At 76.1% G+C, this 15,831-nt stretch carries 11 protein-coding genes; 8 read left to right on the top strand and 3 right to left on the bottom strand.

Annotated elements, in window-relative coordinates:
- Positions 1–323: 323 nt before the first annotated feature.
- On the bottom strand, positions 324–2,018 hold the full coding sequence (locus ACH4F6_RS33585) for a DUF5691 domain-containing protein (protein ID WP_397964148.1): 1,695 nt from the start codon (positions 2,016–2,018) through the stop codon (positions 324–326).
- Positions 2,019–2,139: 121 nt separating this feature from the next.
- Complete coding sequence (locus ACH4F6_RS33580) at positions 2,140–3,489, bottom strand: SWIM zinc finger family protein (RefSeq protein WP_397964147.1); 1,350 nt, start codon at positions 3,487–3,489, stop codon at positions 2,140–2,142.
- Between the two features lie 133 nt (positions 3,490–3,622).
- Here ACH4F6_RS33580 and ACH4F6_RS33575 point away from each other — a divergent pair, with 133 nt between their 5' ends.
- The 7 genes from ACH4F6_RS33575 (at position 3,623) to sucD (ending at position 12,687) form a co-directional block, all read left to right on the top strand.
- Complete coding sequence (locus ACH4F6_RS33575) at positions 3,623–4,753, top strand: AAA family ATPase (protein WP_397964146.1); 1,131 nt, start codon at positions 3,623–3,625, stop codon at positions 4,751–4,753.
- Between the two features lie 361 nt (positions 4,754–5,114).
- Positions 5,115–7,448: a DUF5682 family protein gene (locus ACH4F6_RS33570; RefSeq protein WP_397964200.1), complete on the top strand. Its 2,334-nt coding sequence runs from the start codon at positions 5,115–5,117 to the stop codon at positions 7,446–7,448.
- The gene (locus ACH4F6_RS33565) at positions 7,445–8,635 is read left to right on the top strand and encodes a VWA domain-containing protein (protein WP_397964145.1); all 1,191 of its coding nucleotides are present in this window, start codon (positions 7,445–7,447) and stop codon (positions 8,633–8,635) included. Before ACH4F6_RS33570 ends, ACH4F6_RS33565 begins: the two co-directional genes overlap by 4 nt.
- Before the next feature lie 120 nt (positions 8,636–8,755).
- Positions 8,756–9,694, top strand: a complete 939-nt coding sequence (locus ACH4F6_RS33560) for a hypothetical protein (protein WP_397964144.1) — start codon at positions 8,756–8,758, stop codon at positions 9,692–9,694.
- A 168-nt stretch (positions 9,695–9,862) separates the two neighbouring features.
- Complete coding sequence (locus ACH4F6_RS33555; RefSeq protein WP_397964143.1) at positions 9,863–10,171, top strand: hypothetical protein; 309 nt, start codon at positions 9,863–9,865, stop codon at positions 10,169–10,171.
- A gap of 421 nt (positions 10,172–10,592) precedes the next feature.
- Positions 10,593–11,774, top strand: coding sequence for an ADP-forming succinate--CoA ligase subunit beta (sucC, locus tag ACH4F6_RS33550; protein WP_397964142.1), 1,182 nt, complete (start codon positions 10,593–10,595; stop codon positions 11,772–11,774).
- A 28-nt stretch (positions 11,775–11,802) separates the two neighbouring features.
- The gene (gene sucD / locus ACH4F6_RS33545; RefSeq protein WP_397964141.1) at positions 11,803–12,687 is read left to right on the top strand and encodes a succinate--CoA ligase subunit alpha; all 885 of its coding nucleotides are present in this window, start codon (positions 11,803–11,805) and stop codon (positions 12,685–12,687) included.
- Between the two features lie 133 nt (positions 12,688–12,820).
- Here the strand turns inward: sucD and ACH4F6_RS33540 are convergent, their stop codons facing one another.
- Positions 12,821–14,056 carry a helix-turn-helix domain-containing protein gene (locus ACH4F6_RS33540; RefSeq protein ID WP_397964140.1) on the bottom strand — a complete coding sequence of 412 codons (1,236 nt, stop codon included), beginning with the start codon at positions 14,054–14,056 and terminating at the stop codon, positions 12,821–12,823.
- A 96-nt stretch (positions 14,057–14,152) separates the two neighbouring features.
- Between ACH4F6_RS33540 and ACH4F6_RS33535 the strand changes: the two genes are divergently transcribed.
- Positions 14,153–15,784, top strand: coding sequence for a DUF6350 family protein (locus ACH4F6_RS33535; RefSeq protein WP_397964139.1), 1,632 nt, complete (start codon positions 14,153–14,155; stop codon positions 15,782–15,784).
- Positions 15,785–15,831: the final 47 nt, after the last annotated feature.

Below are 15,831 nucleotides of genomic sequence, written 5' to 3'. Positions count from 1 at the left end.
GGCGGGGGGGGGGGGGCCCCCCCCCGCCCCCCGGGGGGGGGGGGGGGGGGGGGGGGGGCGGGGGGGGGCGGGGGGGGCGGCCCGGGGGGCCGGCCCGCCCCGGACCCCGCGTCGATCCCGAACGGGGCCTCGCGCGCTCGCCGGAGGGACGTGCCGGGGCGGACGGCGTGCGGGCCGGCGCCACCGGGCGGACCCGCCCCGGACGCGCCGCCCCGGACGCGCCGTTCCGGACGGCCGGGCCGGACCGCCCGGTTCGGGACGGCCCCGATCCGGACCTCGGTTCGACACGGCCCCGTTCACGACGGCCCCCTCCGGGCCGCGCTTCAGGGGGCCTCGTCCAGGGCGGTCCCGATGCGGGTCCCGGTGGCTGACGGTCTCGCTCCGGTCCAGGCGGTCCCGGTCCGGGCGGCCCCGAGTTCCTCGGCCATCACCGCCCGCAGCCTCAGCGTCGTCCCCAACCGCTGGAACGCCTCCGCCCAGTAACCGCCGGCCCCGGGCGACGCGTCCTCCGGCTCGTCCGGTATCGCCAGCAGGGCGTCGAGGCGGCCCGCCTCGGCCGGGTCGAGACAGCGTTCGGCCAGACCCATCACCCCGCTGAAGCTCCACGGGTAACTCCCCGCGTCGCGCGCGATGTTCAGCGCGTCGACCACGGCACGGCCGAGCGGCGGGGCCCAGGGCACCGCGCACACCCCGAGCAGCTGGAACGCCTCGGACAGGCCGTGCGCCGCGATGAACCCGGCCACCCACTCGGCCCGATCGCCCGGCGGCAGGGCCCCCAGCAGCTTGGCCCGCTCCGCGAGGGAGACCGCGCCCGGGCCGCCCGCCTCGGGCGCCGACGGCACCCCGAGCAGCGCCCGCGACCAGTCGGCGTCCCGCTGCCGTACGGCGGCCCGGCACCAGGCCGCGTGCAGTTCGCTCCGCCAGTCGTCGGCCACCGGCAGCGCGACGATCTCCGCCGGCGTACGGCCGCCGAGGCGCGCCGGCCAGGCGGTCAGCGGGGCCGCCTCCACCAACTGGCCCAACCACCACGACCGTTCGCCCCGGCCGGACGGCGCTGTGGGCGCCACGCCGTCGCGCTCCATGGCCGCGTCGCATGCGTGCGGCGCCTCCACGACGAGCCTCGGGGGGCCCTCGGTGTGATCGACGGCCACGCACGCCACAGCGCGCACGGCCATCCGTGCCGCGAGCGCCGAGCCCGGCAGGGCCGACAGCAACTCGGCGGCTGTGGCCCGGACGTTGCGGCTGCGGTCGGCCAGGGCCTGTTCCAGGAACGGCTCGTCCCGGGGGCCGAGGCCGGTGCGCAGCGAGTCGAGGAACATCAGCCTGTCCTCCGCGCGCTCCGTCGGCCAGCTGCCGGCGAGCAACTCGCGGGCCGCGTCGGGATCGCGGGCCCGCAGCGCCGCCAGGAGCGCGACCCGCTCGGCGAACAGGCCCTCCTGCCAGAGCCGGCTGATCCCGTCGGTGTCCCGCGGGTCGGGCAGGGAGGTGCCCGCGCCCGGGGTGGCGCGCAGGGCGAAACGCCAGTCCTGGTTGAGCCGGGCCAGCCACAGCGCGCGCGGGCCCGCGAACTCCAGCGCCGCCGGGCGCAGGTCCGTGCGTCCCCGGGCCGCGTCGAGCAACGCCGGCAGGGCCTCGGCGGGAGCGGCGTACCCGCGGGCGTTCGCCGTCGCCAGCCACTGGGGCAGCAGCTCCATGAGGTCGGGCGCGGCGCCCCTGCGCCCGCCTCCGCCCGGGCCGGGGCGGTCGGCCAGCAGCAGGGCGAGCCGGCGGGCCGCGGCGGCGGGCAGCGCCGGGCGCGGGTCCTCGGGCGCCGGCTCCGGCCGGGGTGCGGCCCGTCCCGGGCGCAGGCCGGCCCGGCGTCGTACGGTCTCGGCGGCCGCCGCGTCCAGGAGGGCCGCCGGCGCGTTCCGGCCGGTGACCGCTCCCGGGGGCGTGCGCCGGTCCGTGCCGAGCAGGGCCGCGGTGACCAGGTCCTCCCAGGCGGGGCCGGGGGAGGCGGGGGCCGGGGTGCCGTTCATGGGGTTCCCTTCCGTCCTCGGCGGCTGTCTTCCGTCGGGCGCCGCGGGCCGGACAGGCCGCCGGGGGCGGGCCGTGCCACGGGCGGGCCGTGCCGCCCCGGCGGGAGCGGGGGGCGTCGGGTCAGCACAGGCGCACCGCCTCTCCCGGTCCCGCCGGCCAGGCCGTCAACGGGGTGAAGCCTCGGTGGCCGCACTCGCCGAAGACCTTCACGGGGGCGCCGCCCGAGAGGGCGACCAGACGCCACAGGCCGGGGCGGGAGACCGCGGCCGGCGCGAGGGGGAGGGCGGTGTCCCCGGCGGCGTCCGCCAGTTGCCAGGAGTCGCCGTCCGGGGCCGGTACGACGGCGTCCAGGGTGACCGGGACCGAGTCCAGCCACGGGTCGTCGCGCAGGGCGGCGCCGTAACGGGCGGCCGCCTCGGCCGTCGTCACGCCCGGCGGCCGGACGGAGGCGGGCGCGGGCGGGCCGAACCGCTCGCCCAGCGAGGCCCGCCGCTGCCCCGCGCCCGGATAGGCGGACACCTCCGCGTCCAGCGTCAGGCCCACCGGCAGCGCGAGCTCGGGAGCACGGCCGGCGGCACCGTAGGACAGGAGCAGGGCGGTGCGGCCGGAGGCCACGCCGTGGAGCCAGACGCGGCGGGTCGTCAGTCTCGTGTCGGCCGTGTCGTACTGGGCGAGGACCAGCCAGTCGTCGCGCAGGGGCGGGCCGTCCGGTGCGGCGGGCAGCCCGACGCGGGAGCGGACCGTCGCCGCCAGGGCGTCCGGCAGACGGTCGCGGTGCAGCCAGCCCTGGTCGAGGAGGTGCAGCAGGGCGCACTCCTCCAGCAGACGCACCGGCCAGCCGGGACCGGACGCCGCGATCGCCCCCAACTCCCTCACCCGGCCGGCCAGTCCGGGAGCCTGGGCGTCGACCATGCGGGCCGCGGTCTCCTCCCACAGCCCGTACCCCGCCTGCCCGGCCGCGGCCAGGCCGGAGCGCAGCAGGTCGGCCAGCCGCTGCTCCAGCTCCGTCACCCCCGCCGTGACCCGCTCGGCACGGCGCTGCGCCCGGCGCCGGGCCGCCTCCGGATCGGCGGAGCCGGACACGGACCCCCGCGCACCCCCTTCCCGGTCCTCCCGCGGGCGCCCACGCCGCGCCGCGATCCACTCCTCGGCCCAGTCGGGCGCCCGCCCCGCCGGCACCTCCCCGCCCGACCACAGCAACAGCAGGCCGAGGGCGTGCTTGCACGGGGACTTGCGGCTCGGGCAGCTGCACTCGTACGCCGGCCCCGTCCCGTCCGCGACGTCGACGACCGTCCGGTACGGCTCGCTGCCGCCGCCCTTGCACAGCCCCCACACCGTCCCCTCGTCGGAGCACCCCGTCCCGGACCACGGGCCGGCCGCGCCGAGCTTGCTTCCCGCCGTACGTGACGCGGCGTCAGGCGCCAGTGCCAGCACCTGGTCCGCGGTCCGGCGCACCCCCTGCTGAGTCATGCCATCGAAGGTAGATCCACCCACTGACAATCGACCTCGTCGCGGCTTTTTTGCAGGTCAGGACTGATTGTCAGTGCCGTGGTGCACGGTGGACACCAGATCCGAACCGGCCGAGCTGGAGGGGACCTCAGCCATGTCTGTGTCCGTCGACGCGACGTTCGTGGAACCGAGTGGGAAGCAGCCGACCGAGGCGCTGCGCCCGCACGCCGAGCAGGCCTTCGCCGAGGAACTCGCCGCGCTGTCCGCCCACGACGACCGTCCGCGCCCGGCCCGCTGGAAGCTGTCACCGTGGGCGGTCGCCACGTACCTCCTCGGCGGCACCCTGCCGGACGGCACCGTGATCACGCCGAAGTACGTCGGCCCGCGCCGCATCGTCGAGGTCGCCGTCACCACGCTCGCCACCGACCGCGCCCTGCTCCTGCTGGGCGTGCCCGGCACCGCGAAGACCTGGGTCTCCGAGCACCTCGCCGCCGCCGTCAGCGGCGACTCCACCCTGCTGGTGCAGGGCACGGCGGGCACCCCGGAGGAGGCGATCCGCTACGGCTGGAACTACGCGCGGCTGCTCGCGCACGGTCCCAGCCGGGACGCCCTCGTGCCCAGCCCGGTCATGCGGGCCATGGCGGAGGGGATGACCGCGCGCGTCGAGGAGCTCACCCGTGTCCCGGCCGACGTGCAGGACACCCTCATCACCATCCTGTCGGAGAAGACGCTGCCGATACCGGAGCTGGGGCAGGAGGTGCAGGCGGTCCGCGGCTTCAACCTGATCGCCACGGCCAACGACCGCGACCGCGGGGTCAACGAGCTGTCCAGCGCCCTGCGCCGCCGGTTCAACACGGTGGTGCTGCCGCTGCCGGAGAGCGTCGAGGCCGAGGTCGACATCGTCGCGCGGCGCGTCGAGCAGATCGGCCGCTCCCTGGACCTGCCGGCCGGTCCCGGCGGCATCGACGAGATCCGCCGCGTGGTGACGGTCTTCCGCGAACTGCGCGAGGGGATCACGGCCGACGGGCGGACGAGGGTGAAGTCGCCGAGCGGAACGCTGTCGACGGCGGAGGCGATCTCCGTCGTCACCAGCGGGCTCGCGCTGGCGGCCCACTTCGGCGACGGGGTGCTGCGGCCGGGCGACGTCGCGGCGGGCCTCCTCGGCGCCGTCGTCCGTGACCCGGCCGCCGACCGGGTGGTGTGGCAGGAGTACCTGGAGGCGGTGGTCCGCGAGCGGGACGGCTGGACGGACTTCTACCGGGCCTGCCGGGAGGTGAGCGCGTGAGCCGGATCGGGGACGGCCGGGGGAAGCGCCGGCCGGCGGGGTGCGGGGCGGTGTGCCGCGGGGCGGTGCGGGGCGTGCGGTCGGGGGACGACGACACGACGTGGACCCGCAGGCGGAGGGGGACCGGGTGACGAGCGGGGCGGAGGACGAGCAGCGCGCCGGCTCCGGGCAGCCGGACGGCCGGGGGGCCGCACCGGACGGCCGGGGGACCGTGGGGGAGCCGTCCGTGAACCGGGGATCCGGCGCGGGGCTTTCCGGGGGGCGGGGCTCCGCGGCGGGGGTGTCCGGGAGCCGGGAGCCCGAGGGGCGGCGGCCCGCAGCGGGGTCGGCCGCCGGCCGGGGGACAGCGGCGGAACAACCCCTGTTGCTCGGGATACGGCACCACGGGCCGGGGTCGGCCCGGGCCGTCCGGCGGGCGCTGGAGGCGGCGCGGCCGCGGGCCGTGCTGATCGAGGGGCCGCCGGAGGCCGACGCGCTGATCCCGCTGGCCGCCGACGAGGGCATGCGGCCGCCGGTCGCGTTGCTCGCCCACGCCGTGGACGAACCCGGGCGGTCGGCGTTCTGGCCGATGGCCGAGTTCTCGCCGGAATGGGTCGCGATCCGGTGGGCCCTGGAACACGGGGTCCCGGCCCGCTTCGTCGACCTGCCGGCCACGCACACGCTGGGGTGGGACAGGAGCGAGCCGTCGGTGGACGACCTGCGCGTCGATCCGCTCGCCGCGCTCGCCGGCGCCGCCGGACACGACGACCCCGAGCGCTGGTGGGAGGACGCCGTCGAGCACCGGGGCGCGGAAGACCGGGACCCGTTCGCCCCCTTCGCCGCCATCGAGGAGGCCATGGAGGCCCTGCGGGAGACGTACGGCGACGCGGGGAGCGACCGCGACTCCGTGCGGGAGGCTCACATGCGCCTCCAGGTGCGGGCGGCGCAGCGCGAGGCCGGTGACGGGGGCGTGGCCGTGGTGTGCGGGGCCTGGCACGTGCCCGCGCTGCGGCGGAGGACCACCGTCGCCGCCGACCGGGCGCTGCTGAAGGGGCTGCCCAAGGTCAAGGCCGACCTGACCTGGGTGCCGTGGACGTACCGCAGGCTGGCGCGGGCCGGCGGGTACGGCGCCGGGATCGAGTCGCCGGGCTGGTACGGGCATCTGTTCGCCGCTCCGGACCGGCCGGTCGAGCGGTGGCTGGCCAAGGTGGCGGGTCTGCTGCGCGAGGAGGACCGGATCGTGTCCTCGGCCCACGTCATCGAGGCGGTACGGCTGGCCGGGACGCTCGCCGCGCTGCGCGGCCGGCCGCTGCCCGGGCTGAGCGAGACGACCGACGCCGTGCGGGCGGTGCTGTGCGAGGGCTCGGACGTGCCGCTGGCGCTGGTGCACGACCGGCTGGTCGTCGGGGACGTGCTGGGGGAGGTCCCGGCCGGCGCTCCGGCCGTGCCGCTGCAGCGCGACCTCGACCGGCTCCAGCGCCGGCTGCGCCTCAAGCCGGAGGCGCACGAGCGGGAGATCGACCTCGACCTGCGCAAGGAGAACGACGCCGAGCGCAGCAGACTGCTGCACCGGCTGCGGCTGCTGCACGTCGCCTGGGGGGAACCGGCGGTCTCGCGGGGCGGCACGGGCACGTTCCGGGAGACCTGGCGGCTGTGCTGGGAGCCCGAGCTGTCCGTGCGGGTGGCCGAGGCCGGGGTGTGGGGGACGACCGTGCTCGCCGCCGCGACCGCCAAGGCGGAGGCGGACGCCGTCGGCGCGCGGGCCCTCGCCGACGTGACCGCGCTCGCCGAGCGCTGCCTCCTGGCCGGTCTGCCGGACGCGTTGCCGACGGTGATGCGGGTCCTCGCCGACCGGGCGGCGCTCGACGCGGACGTCGGCCATCTCGCCCAGGCCCTGCCCGCCCTCGTCCGCTCCCTGCGCTACGGCGACGTGCGCGGCACCGACACCGGCGCGCTGGCCGAAGTCGCCGCGGGCCTGGTCGAACGGGTCTTCGTCGGCCTCCCCCCGGCCTGCGCCGCACTGGACGCCGACGCGGCCGAGGAGATGCGAGGCCACGTGGACGCGGTGCACGGAACGGTGGGACTGCTGGAGGAGGCGCTCGGACCGGGAACGGAAGGAGACGAGGGAGGCGGAGGGGAGCAGGGGGACGAAGGAGTCGGGGGAACCCTGCGGAGCCGTTGGCGGGGTGTGCTGCGCGTGCTGTCCGAGCGGGACGCCGTGCCGGGCGTCGTGCGGGGGCGGGCCGTGCGGTTGCTGCTGGACGAGGGGCAGGTGGAGAGCGACGAGGCGGCGCGGCTCATGGGGCTCGCGCTGTCGCGGGGGACGCCGCCGGGAGAGGCGGCCGCCTGGATCGAGGGCTTCGTCGGCGGCTCGGGGGGCGGACTGCTCCTCGTGCACGACGAGCGGCTGCTCGGGCTGGTCGACGGGTGGCTGACGGGGGTGCCGGCGGAAGCGTTCACGGACGTGCTCCCGCTGCTGCGGCGGACGTTCTCGGCGTACGAGGCGGGCGTGCGCAGAACGCTCGGGGAGTTGGTGCGGCGCGGGCCGGGGGAGCGGGGGAGCACGGTGGGTGCGGGCGCCGGGAGGCCCGGATTCGCGGCCGGGCTCGACGCGGGGCGGGCGGACGCCGTGCTGCCGGTGGTGCGGCTGCTGCTGGGCCTCGAGCAGGCCGGTGAAGGGGAACGGGACGGCGACCGTGTGGAGGTGAGCGGATGACGATCAGTCCGACGGGGGCGACCGGCCCGGCCGACCCGGGGCGGGAGCGGCTGCGGCGCTGGCGGCTGGTGCTGGGGGGCGACGGTGCGGACGGCACCGGGCACGCGCTGTCCGGGCAGGACGCCGCCATGGACGGGACGCTCACCGCGCTCTACGGCAGACAGGACGGCGCGCGGCCGGGACGGGAGCGTTCCGCGGGGCTCGGGGCGTCGGCGCCGTCCGTGGCGCGCTGGCTCGGGGACATCCGGACGTACTTCCCCTCCTCCGTCGTCCAGGTCATGCAGCGGGACGCCATCGACCGGCTCGGGCTGGCCACGCTGTTGCTGGAGCCGGAGATGCTGGAGGCGGTCGAGGCCGACGTGCACCTCGTCGGCACGCTGCTCTCCCTCGGCAAGGCGATGCCGGAGACGACGAAGGAGACGGCGCGGGCCGTCGTGCGCAAGGTCGTCGAGGACCTGGAGAAGCGGCTCGCCACCCGCACCCGGGCCGCCCTCACCGGCGCCCTCGACCGCGGCGCGCGCGTGGCCCGGCCCCGCCACCACGACATCGACTGGAACCGCACGATCGCCGCCAACCTCCGGCACTACCTGCCCGAGCACCGCACGGTCGTGCCGGAGCGGCTCGTCGGGTACGGGCGGGCGTCGCGGTCCGTGAAGAAGGAGGTGATCCTCTGCGTCGACCAGTCGGGTTCGATGGCGGCGTCCGTCGTCCACGCCTCCGTGTTCGGCGCGGTGCTGGCGTCCATGCGGTCGATCAGCACCCGGCTCGTCGTCTTCGACACGGCGGTCGTCGACCTCACCGACCAGCTCGACGACCCGGTGGACGTCCTGTTCGGCACCCGGCTCGGCGGCGGCACCGACATCAACCGCGCCCTGGCGTACTGCCAGTCGCAGATCACCCGGCCCGCGGAGACGGTGGTCGTGCTGATCAGCGACCTGTACGAGGGAGGCATACGGGACGAGATGCTGAAGCGGGTCGCGGCGATGAAGGCGTCGGGGGTGCAGTTCGTCGCGCTGCTCGCGCTGTCGGACGAAGGGGCGCCCGCCTACGACCGGGAACACGCGGCCGCGCTCGCGGCGCTCGGCGCGCCGGCGTTCGCCTGTACGCCCGATCTGTTCCCGGAGGTGATGGCGGCGGCGATCGAGAAGCGCCCGCTGCCCCTGCCCGACACGACGAACCGGACATGACTACCCATCGGTAGCACGGGACTTGCGCAATCTCGGTCGCTACGTGAAGGATCGGTGTCTCGTTGTGATGGCTCGTCCCGCACGTCCTTTGTTCCGCCACACGGGAGGAACGTTTCCCCCTTGACCTGGCCAGCAGTTCTGCCCGGTGCCGCGGTGCGCGCGTTGCGCACGGCGGCCGGGCGGCGCGCGCTGCGACTGGCGCTGCTGGTGGGCGGACTCCTCGCGTTCGGTCTCCTCTGCGGGGGACAGGCGCACGCGGCGGAGGGGACGCCGTCGGCGGTTCCCCCGGCCTCCCCGGCCTCGGTGGCTTCCGTCATCCCGGTCACCTCCGTCATACCGAGGACACCGGTGGCGCCGGACGCACCGGAGGTCCCGGTGGCCGGCTCCCTCCCGCCCCTCCTCCCGGCCGCTCCGGCGGACGCGGTGCGGAAGCTGACGGAGGGCACGGTGCGGACCGTCACCGGTCGTGTGGTGGCGCCGGTCGGGGACCTGGTGATCGGCACCGTGACCGAGACCCTGGAGACGGTGCGGGCCACGCTGCCGCCCCTGCCCACGGTGCCCGCCCTTCCCGCGCCGCCCACGACGACCACGCCGCCCCTCCCGGGACTTCCCGGCGTGTCCGAACCGCCGGGGGACGCGCCGCAGGCGCCGGGCACCCCGGCGCCCCGGCCGCAGCGGCACGACGGCGAGCAGACCGCGTCCGCAGGGGACACGCGGGACACCGAGCACCGTGCGGCGGCCCGTACGACGGCGGCGGCCGTCCCGTACGGCCCCCAGTCCGCCGAGGGACGCACCACCCCGGCCGCGGCGGCGCACGCCGGCGGCCAGCGGTCCACGACCGCCGTCGACGCCCCGCCGCACCCCGCGCCCACCGGAGACCCGGACGGGGTGCCGGCCAACCGGTCGGTGGTCGACAACAGCAGCCCACGGCACGGTGACGCGTGCGCCGTCACCCCCGACCAGCGGGCGCCGCTGCGGCTCGCGCCCGGCGCCACCGCGCGCGTCGACGCGCCCGGGACCCGGGACGCGCACCGGGACATCCCCGTCTTCCCCGGCTAGGGCCACCTCCGCCACCTCCCCGGGATCACCGCACGGCCGTCTTCTTCCCCGCCGTGCCCTCGCCGCTCGGGGCGGACCAGGCATGCCCAGCCGTCCGGACCTCCTCCGCGCTCCGGACGCGAGCCGCTCGGACGTCCCGGAACTCCTCCTCAAGGATCTGACGCACGCATGAACAAGCACTGCCGCCGCTTCATCCTCATGACCGCCGGTGTCACCGGTGGCTGGGGTCTCGGCTCGGCCATAGCCGGCACCGACGAGCTGCCCGCCCTGGCCGTCTGCGCACTCGCGCTGCTCGTGGGCGGGGCCGCCGCCGGGGAGACCGGCCCCTCCGCCCGGCAGGCCGCCGGACGCACCGCCGCCGGCGTGCGGCCGGGCGCGGCCGAGCCGGCTCCATCGCGACATGTCCATGACGCGGGGTACAGGCACGGCGCGCGGAACCCGCGCGCCGCGCACGACGGGTCCGCGTACCGCGTCTGAGCGGACCCGCCCCCCACCGGCCTCCGTGAGGTCGCGCGGCCCGGACGGCCGAATGCCGTCGGTTCGTCCGGACGGCGCCTCACGGACCGGGGTGGATGGTCCCCATTGGGGTGGGGATCAGCCATCCGCGGCCCTGAAGGGCCATTTCAGAGGCCTCACCGGGTCAACCCCAGCCCGGTGAGGCCTCGCCGCCCCGGCACGCGGTGCCAGCGGCACCGGCATCATGTGACAGGTATCACCGCTCAGGTGTGACCCTCGATTTAGGGCGCCCCCGCAAGCGGCGATAACCTGCGAGACGGACATGCCGCGCGCTCGGACACCGTGTGCGCTTTCCTTGTGACACATGCGGTCGTCACGTTGCCCTTCGCGGCACGCCCACGCATCCAACGAACCGCGAGATCACTGATAGGGACGGAAGCGCGTGGACCTGTTCGAGTACCAGGCGAGGGACCTCTTCGCCAAGCACGATGTACCGGTGCTGGCCGGTGAAGTCATCGACACGCCTGAGGCGGCGCGCGAGATCACCGAGCGTCTGGGCGGCAAGTCCGTCGTCAAGGCGCAGGTGAAGGTCGGTGGTCGTGGCAAGGCCGGCGGCGTCAAGCTGGCCGCCTCCGCGGACGAGGCCGTCGCCCGCGCGACGGACATCCTCGGCATGGACATCAAGGGCCACACGGTCCACAAGGTGATGATCGCCGAGACCGCTCCGGAGATCGTCGAGGAGTACTACGTCTCCTACCTCCTCGACCGTGCCAACCGCACCTTCCTCTCCATCGCCTCCGTCGAGGGCGGCATGGAGATCGAGGAGGTGGCGGCCACCCGTCCGGAGGCCGTCGCCAAGACGCCGATCGACCCGATCGACGGTGTCGACGAGGCCAAGGCCCGCGAGATCGTCGAGGCCGCCAAGTTCCCGGCCGAGGTCGCCGACAAGGTCGTGAACGTCCTCGTCAAGCTGTGGGACACCTTCATCAAGTCGGACGCCCTCCTCGTCGAGGTCAACCCGCTGGCGAAGGTCGCCTCCGGCGAGGTCATCGCCCTGGACGGCAAGGTGTCGCTCGACGACAACGCCGAGTTCCGTCACCCCGAGTTCGAGGAGCTCCACGACAAGGCCGCGGCCAACCCGCTCGAGGCCGCCGCCAAGGAGAAGGGCCTCAACTACGTCAAGCTCGACGGCGAGGTCGGCATCATCGGCAACGGCGCGGGTCTCGTCATGAGCACCCTGGACGTCGTCGCGTACGCCGGTGAGAACCACGGCAACGTCAAGCCCGCCAACTTCCTGGACATCGGTGGCGGCGCCTCCGCCCAGGTCATGGCGAACGGCCTCGAGATCATCCTCGGCGACCCGGACGTCAAGTCCGTGTTCGTCAACGTCTTCGGCGGCATCACCGCCTGCGACGAGGTCGCCAACGGCATCGTCCAGGCCCTGAAGCTCCTGGAGGACCGCGGCGAGAACGTCTCCAAGCCGCTCGTCGTCCGCCTCGACGGCAACAACGCCGAGCTGGGCCGGCAGATCCTCACCGACGCCAACCACCCGCTGGTCCAGCGCGTCGACACCATGGACGGCGCGGCCGACAAGGCCGCCGAGCTGGCCCACGCCGCCAAGTAAGCACTCAGGACGAGGACACCAACACACCATGGCTATCTGGCTCAACAAGGACAGCAAGGTCATCGTCCAGGGCATGACCGGCGCCACCGGCATGAAGCACACCAAGCTCATGCTCGGTGACGGCACCAACGTCGTGGGCGGCGTGAACCCGCGCAAGGCGGGTCAGACCGTGGACTTCGACGGCACCGAGGTACCCGTCTTCGGCACCGTCAAGGAGGCCGTCGAGAAGACCGGCGCCAACGTCTCCGTCATCTTCGTGCCGGAGAAGTTCACCAAGGACGCGGTCGTCGAGGCGATCGACGCCGAGATCCCGCTGGCCGTCGTGATCACCGAGGGCATCGCCGTGCACGACACGGCCGCCTTCTGGGCGCACGCCGGCAAGAAGGGCAACAAGACCCGCATCATCGGCCCGAACTGCCCCGGCATCATCACCCCGGGCCAGTCGAACGTCGGCATCATCCCGGGCGACATCACCAAGCCGGGCCGCATCGGCCTGGTCTCGAAGTCCGGCACGCTGACGTACCAGATGATGTACGAGCTGCGGGACATCGGCTTCTCGACCGCCGTCGGCATCGGTGGTGACCCGATCATCGGCACCACGCACATCGACGCGCTCGCCGCCTTCCAGAACGACCCCGAGACCGACCTGATCGTCATGATCGGTGAGATCGGCGGCGACGCCGAGGAGCGGGCCGCGGCCTTCATCAAGGAGAACGTGACCAAGCCGGTCGTCGGCTACGTCGCGGGCTTCACCGCCCCCGAGGGCAAGACGATGGGCCACGCCGGCGCCATCGTCTCCGGTTCGTCCGGCACCGCCCAGGCGAAGAAGGAGGCCCTCGAGGCCGCCGGCGTCAAGGTCGGCAAGACGCCGACCGAGACGGCGAAGCTGGCGCGGGAGATCCTGGCCGGCTGAGGTCCTTCGGCCGCACGTCGGTGGGCCCGTTCCCCTGGTGGGGGCGGGCCCGCCGGCGTGTCCGGCCCGCGCGGCGACCGCCCGGCGCCCGGAGCCGGGGCCTTTCTTCCGGGCCGTGCCGGAGCCGCCGGCCCTAGCGCGGCACCGGTACGAGCCGCTCCGGGCCGTGGGCGGTCTCCGCGCGCAGCTTCGCCCGGAGGGTGAGTTCCGTGGCCGACAGGGGGCCCGGGGCCGCCCTCGGCGGGATCCCCCGTACCGTCGCGCCCGGCGGGACCGGGGGCTCGTAACGGGTGGGGGCCGTGTGCAGGGTCAGGGAGGTCGCGCCGATCAGGGCGACCGTGAAGGCGATGGCCGCGCGGGTCCAGAAGCGGGCGCGGCGTTCGCCCTCCAGGCGGACGGCCGGCGGCCGGGCGGCGCGCAGGCGTTCCGCGGAGGCGGTCCGCACCAGGCGGCGGTGCAGTTCGACGGGGTCCGCCAGGTGGGGGAGGCGGGCCGCGACCGCCTGGCGGGCGTGCAGCAGCCGGTGGGCGGCCGCGGGCGTGCTCGCCTCCGTCTCGGCCGCCGTCTCCGGCAGGTCGAGGCCGACCCCGTCGTACAGCAGGAGGGTGCGGCGGTGGGGTGGCGGAAGGGCCAGGAGCGCGTCCAGCAGCGCGCGGTCCTCCGCGACGGCCGGCGGGGGTTCGGGGTGGCGGTGGCGGGGGCGGAACCGGTGCCAGGGGGAGAGCGCGTACTCGTAGACCGCCGCCCGCACCCAGCCCGCCGGGTCGGCGTCGACGGCCACCTCGGGCCAGCGCTGCCAGGCGAGCTGGAAGGACCGCTCGACCGACTCGCGCGCGAGTTCGCGGCGGCCGGTGAGGAGGAAGGCCTGGCGCACCAGGGCGGGTGCGCAGAAGGCGTAGAGCGCGTCGAAGGCCTGAGCCGGAGTCAGGAACCGGGAGCGGCCGCAGGACGAGTCCCGTTCCGGCGCGACGTCCGCTCCGGCCGGCATCGCGGCCGGGAAGCCGGTGGGTACCGAGGCCGCGGCTCCGGCCGGTCCCGACACCGGGGCCGGTGCCGGGGCCGCGGCGGGCGCCGCGGGCGGGCTCGCGCCGGGCGGTGCGCCGTCGGCCGCGGTCGCCCGCGTCCGCCACGCCGTCCCGGCCGCCGGCGCCGACGGGTCCCCCGCCGGGTGCGCCAGTGACGTCAGCAGGCGCGCGTACGCCTCCCCCACCTGGCCGCGGGGAGTCGCGCGGCCGGATTCCCAGGTGTGCAGCATCTCCCGGCCGACGCCGAGCCGAGCGGCGAGCTGAGCCTGCGTCAGCGAGGCCGCCTGGCGCAGGCGTCGGCGTTCCTTCGGCGGGGGGAGCGGGGTGTCGGAGTCGTGTGTCACCGGACGCCCCTCCGTACGGAAAAGTACATAAACATATATTGGGTGACACGGCGGAGGTTCTCCCGTTACAACGGAAAAGCGCGTGTCGTTGGGAGCATGACGGTCGTGACCCAGATGACCGCTCGCCGACCGTCGCCGTCCCCCCTGCTCGGCCGGATGCGCCACCGCCCGCCCGGGCTGGGGGCCAGCCTCCTGACCGGGGTGCTGGCGGCCGGGCTGGGACTCGCCTCGTCCGCCGTGCTCGTGATCGTGCTGTGGATCAGTTCGCCGTACCCGGACAGCGGGCCGGGCGGTGCGCTGCACGTCGCCGCCGCGCTGTGGCTGCTGGCCCACGGGGCGGAGCTGGTGCGCGCCGACACCTTGTCCGGGGTGCCGGCGCCGGTCGGGGTCACGCCGCTGCTGCTGCCGGTCCTGCCCGTGTGGCTGCTGCACCGGGCCGCGCGGGACGCGGTCTACGGGGCGGCGGGGGAGGACGGTCCGCTGGTGGGGGTGCGGACGGCGTGGGCCGGGGTCGTGGCCGGGTACCTCGCCGTCGGGCTGGCCGCGGCGGTGTACGCGGCGCAGGGCGCGCTGCGGCCCTCGTGGCTCTGGACGGCGGTGTGTCTGCCGGCCGTGGCGGTGGGGGCGGCCGGATGGGGCGTGTGGGCGGCGTACGGGTGTCCGCGCGGGCCTGCCGGACGGGTGCTGCCGGTGCTGCCGAGGTGGGCGCGGCGTCCGGTGCTCGCGGTGTCGGGACAGGGGTGGGCCGAGGCGGCCGTCCGGGCGGCGGCGGCCGGGGTGGCCGTGCTGGTCGGCGGTGGGGCGGTGCTGGTGGCGGCGTCCTCGCTGTGGCACCTCGGGGCGGCGCAGGAGGCGTTCCTCCGGCTGACCGAGGGGTGGTCCGGCCGGTTCGCGGTGCTGTTGCTGTGTCTGGCGCTGGTGCCCAACGCGGCGGTGTGGGGAGCGGCGTACGCGCTGGGGCCCGGGTTCGTCCTCGGCGTCGGGCACGTGGTGGGGCCGCCGGCCTCGGACCCCGCGCCGCTGCTGCCGCCGTTCCCGCTGCTGGCCGCGGTGCCGGAGGCGGGCCCCGGGGGACCGTGGAACTGGGCGGCCGGGGTGGTGCCGGTGATGGCCGGCGCGACGGTGGCGGTGTTCGTGGCGCGCGGGGCGGTGGGGCGTTCGCGGTGGTGGGCCGTGGGCGTGGTGCTGCTGGCGGCGGTGGTGGGCGGCGTGCTGACGGCGCTGCTCGGCGCGTGGGCGGGCGGGCCGATGGGGGCCGGCTCCCTCGCCGGCTTCGGGCCGGTGGGGTGGCAGGTGGGGCTGGCGGCGTCGGCGTGGGTGGTGTCGGTGGGGGTGCCCCTCGTCCTGGGGGCGCGGTGGTGGTTGCGCCGGAAGGCGCCGACGGCCGGCGGAGGGGGAACCGTCCGGGTGCCCGTACCGGCGCCGTCCGGCGTCCGGCCGGAGGAGACCGGCTTCGGGTGCGAGCCGTACGACGTCACCCGGGCGGAGCCCGTGGAGGCGGCGCAGCCGGTCTGGTACGCCGACGAGGTGCGGGAGGCCCGCTGGGCCGCCTTGCGGCAGGCGGGGGCGGAAGAGGGCGAACGGCAGGGCGGGGAGAAGGAGGAGGCGCGGGCGAAGGGGAAGGCCGGGAGGACCGGGAAGGCCGAGGAGAGGAAGAAGGCCGAGAAGGGGAAGAAGGCCGAGAAGGGGGCCGAGGGAGGCGGGGAGGGGAAGCCGGACCCACGGTGACCGACGGCACGGGATCGTCCTGCGCCGCCGCCACGGAAACCGGCGGC

Source organism: Streptomyces sp. NPDC017936 (assembly GCF_044328485.1).
In the GTDB taxonomy this organism is placed as follows: Bacteria; Actinomycetota; Actinomycetes; order Streptomycetales; family Streptomycetaceae; genus Streptomyces.
This window is presented reverse-complemented; position numbering and strand designations above follow the sequence as displayed.